Annotated in this window: 3 protein-coding genes; 1 reads left to right on the top strand and 2 read right to left on the bottom strand. The window is 70.6% G+C overall.

Features of this window, described 5'->3' with window-relative positions:
• Window positions 1-80: 80 nt before the first annotated feature.
• On the top strand, window positions 81-209 hold the full coding sequence (locus AB0M20_RS32960) for a hypothetical protein (RefSeq protein WP_364304246.1): 129 nt from the start codon (window positions 81-83) through the stop codon (window positions 207-209).
• On the opposite strand, the gene AB0M20_RS32955 is transcribed toward AB0M20_RS32960, so the two are convergent.
• Both AB0M20_RS32955 and AB0M20_RS32950 read right to left on the bottom strand, forming a co-directional pair.
• On the bottom strand, window positions 188-310 hold the full coding sequence (locus tag AB0M20_RS32955; RefSeq protein ID WP_364304245.1) for a hypothetical protein: 123 nt from the start codon (window positions 308-310) through the stop codon (window positions 188-190). The genes AB0M20_RS32960 and AB0M20_RS32955 overlap by 22 nt on opposite strands.
• A complete protein-coding gene (locus AB0M20_RS32950) occupies window positions 288-3,233 on the bottom strand; it encodes a TIR domain-containing protein (protein WP_364304244.1) in 2,946 nt (981 codons plus the stop codon). Before AB0M20_RS32950 ends, AB0M20_RS32955 begins: the two co-directional genes overlap by 23 nt.
• Window positions 3,234-3,472 lie beyond the last annotated feature (239 nt).

Below are 3,472 nucleotides of genomic sequence, written 5' to 3'. Positions count from 1 at the left end.
GTCGGTATTGATCCCGATACGGTGGATCAGGGCGCTTTAACACATGCATATCAAGGTGATGTGTCAGGGAGGATGCGGCAATAGGTGTTTCTTATGCACTAGCAGTGACAGAACCTCATTCATCAGGACTAGGAGGTGGCGGTGCGACACTTACATATAATGGTAAAGAGAATGAAACGCCTAAAGCTTATGAATATATATGTGCTTGAGTCATAGGCATAGCAGAGTGAACACCATAAGCTCTTGCTTCGTATGATGCCGTAGAAACTACGCCTCGATGACTCGCTTTACCGCCAACGATTGGAACCACTGGCCAGCGTGCGTCCGTCCGGGCTGAACGCCACCACGGACGCGTCGTCGGTGTGGGCGGCCAGCGTGCCGGCCTTGACCGGTGCCGTGCGGTCGTGGACGTCGAACAGCGTCACCGTCTCCGCGCCGCTTGTGGCGGTGGCGAGCGTGCGCCCGTCGGGGCTGAAGACCAGTTGCCTCGGCCGGTCCGCGGTGGTGGTGGGCAGGGTGCCGAGCCGGACCGGACGGGCCCGGACGGCGAGGTCCCACAGCACCAGGCCGGTCCCGCGGACCATCACGGCCAGCGTGCGTCCGTCCGCGCTGATCGCCGCCTTCCGCGCCTCCGGGCCGACGTCGATCGTGGCGAAGCGGGCGGGCCGCGCCGGGTCGGTGACGTCGGTCAGCACCAGCTTTCCGTCGGCTGCGACGCCGAAGACGCGGCGGTCCGGGCTCAGCACCGCCAGGTTCCCCTCGCCGTTCAAGGGGGCGACGTCCTTCGCCTTGGCCGGGTGGGCGGGATCGGTCACCGTGTAGAACGTCGCCGTGTCGTCGTTCAGCGTGCCGGACAAGGTCTTCCCGTCCGGGTGGAAGCCGAGCAGCTCCGGCGGCCCGCCGGCGACGCCGACCGCGGCCAGGCGCTTCGGAACCGCGGTCGGCCGCACCTTCCACATCGTGGCGGTGTCGGACTGATCGGTCATGACGAGCGTGGTGGAGTCCGGGTGGAACGACCCGGAGCCGGCGATGCCGTTGACGGTCATGGTGCCGACCACCGGGGTCGCCGCAAGCGTCCGGTCCCAAACCTTGACCGCGCCGCTGTTGTCGCCGGCGGCCAGGTAACGCCCGGTGGCGTTGAACGCCAGGGTCGTGACCGCCCCGGAGAGCCCGGTCAACTGGTGGACCGGCCGCAGCTGAACGCCCCCGGGCTTGGCCGGTGGCGGCGGGACCTCGTCGTCCTCGTCGTCCCCGCCGAGCGGGGGCGGCACCCTCGTGTCCCCGGCCGCTCGAGCTTCGGCCGCTCCGGCCTTCTTCCGCGCGTCGGTCAGGTCGAAGACGCTCACCGAGCCGCCGGAGCCGCCGAGGGCCAGCAGGTTTCCGACGGGCCCGGCCGCCATCCGGAGCGGGCTGAACCGCCCGAGGCCGTCGGTGAGCACCACCGGCTCGGCCGGATCGGTCACGTCGTAGACGAACACGCTGGTGTCGCAGGCCAGCACCAGCATGCTGCCGTCGGAGCTGAACGCCGCCTGTTCCATGAAGGTGGGCCCCTCCTCCTCGGCGCAGGCGACGAAGGAGACCTCCTTCGGGTGGGCGCGGTCGCTCAGGTCCCACAAGGTGAGGCCGCCCGCGTAGTCGACGACCGCGAAGGTCTTCCCGTCCGGGCTGAACGCCGTCGACCGGATCCGGAAGCCCGCGTGGCCGCTCAGCGAACCTAGCCGGGCCGGCCGCTTGCGATCGGCGACGTTCCACAGGGTCACGCTGGTGTCGCGGTCGATGACGGCGAGGGTCCGGCCGTTCCGGCTGAACACCGGCGATCGCGCCGTGCCGGTGCTGTCGGGCAGCGTCCTGATCCGCGCCGGGCGGGCCCGGTCGGCCACGTTCCACAGGGACACGTCCCCGCCGGTGTGAATCGCCGCCAGGACGCCGTCCGGCCCGAAGGTCGTCTCCTGCACCTGGTCGAGGCCGCCGGCGTAATGGGTGCCGGTGACCAGGCCGGCGACCGAGGCACGGATCTCGGCGTCGGACCTGACCGCCTGGGCGGCCGACCCCAGCATGAGCGCCGTCGCGGGATCCCGCACGAGCGACGCCTCGGCGTTGTCGATCAACCGGCGCGCGACCCTGGTCCGCAGCTGCTCTTCGGCGCTGACCTGCTGGCGGCGCGCCTCCGCGGCGTACTCCTCGGCCTTGCGCTGCTGCTCGGCCGCCATCTCCGCCAGCCGCTTCGCCTCCGCCGCCAGGTCCTTGGCCTTCGCCGCCAGGACTCCGGCACGTGTGGCCATCGTCCTGGCCCGCGCCGCGGCCTCCTTCGCGAGGAGCTGCTGCTCCTTCGTCCGGGTCGCGGCCTGGTCCGCGAGCCGCTGCTGCCGGTCCGCGTCGGTGGCCGCCTCGTCCGCCAGCTTCTGCTGGTCCAGCGCGAGCTCCTGCTGGTCCTGGGCCATCGCCGCGGCGGCCTCGGCCTTCGCCTGCTCCTGCCGGGCGACCTCCTGCTGCTTGCGCGCCTCCGCGGCGAACCACTCGGCGGTGCCCTTCTGCTGGGACGCCAGCCGGGTCTGCCGCATCGCCTCGGCCGCCGCCTTGTTGGCCCGGTCGGCGTTGCGCACCGCCATCACCCCGGTGAGCGAGGCCACCAGCGCGAGCACCACCAGCGTCGCGACGGCGCCCGACCGCAGCCGCCGCACCCGGCGATGCTGCCGGACGTCCTCACCCTCCAGCTCGTCCTTGCTGACCCCGTGCATCGGCGCCGCGAGCTGCGCGATGGCGTCCCGGAACCGGGTGTGCTGAAGGCTCAGGTGGTCGCGGCCGCGCGCCCACCGCAGGTCCAGGAAGAGCGGCTCCTCGGCGAACACACCGCGCAGGGCGGCCGGCACCGCGGTCGAGTCCGCGGTGAAGTCCCGGCGATAGCGGTCCCAGGCCCACTCGCCGTCGGTCACCACCGGCAGGATCCGGTCGGCCGGCTTGGTGGCCACCCAGTGCTCGATCTCCCGGTTCACCCACGGTGACTGTGCGGCCTCGGGGGAGGCGAGCAGCACGAAGTAGTCCGAGCCGTCGAGGGCCTTCTGGATCGACGTCCACAACGACGGCGTCACCGAGAGGCCGGTCTGGTCGCGGAAGATCCACAGGGCGCGGCGCCGGTGCCAGGGCTTGGCCAGCCGGTGCAGGCCACGCTGTACGGCAGGCGCCAGCTTCCCGTCCGCGGCATGGCTGTACGAGATGAACCCGTCGAAGGTCATGGCCCGGCTCCCCGTGTTGTGTCTGCGACGACAGATTGTGCATGTCGCCGCCCCCCGAGAAAAGTTCGGAGACCGTATCGTCATGGTGCTTCAAGAGAGACAGAGCACTTGTGTACGGGGGTCGATGTGCGATTCGGGGTCACGGGACATCAGGTTCTCCCGCCGAGCATCGTCGACCGTGCGGTGGAGCACTGGCGCCGGGTGCTGCCCGTGGGCGCCGAGCTGCACGGCGTGTCCAG

Origin of the sequence: Actinoplanes sp. NPDC051633 (assembly GCF_040681735.1) — a bacterium.
Lineage (GTDB): Bacteria > Actinomycetota > Actinomycetes > Mycobacteriales > Micromonosporaceae > Actinoplanes.
The sequence above is the reverse complement of the archived record's forward strand: the minus strand, read 5'-3'. Positions and strand labels throughout refer to the sequence as shown.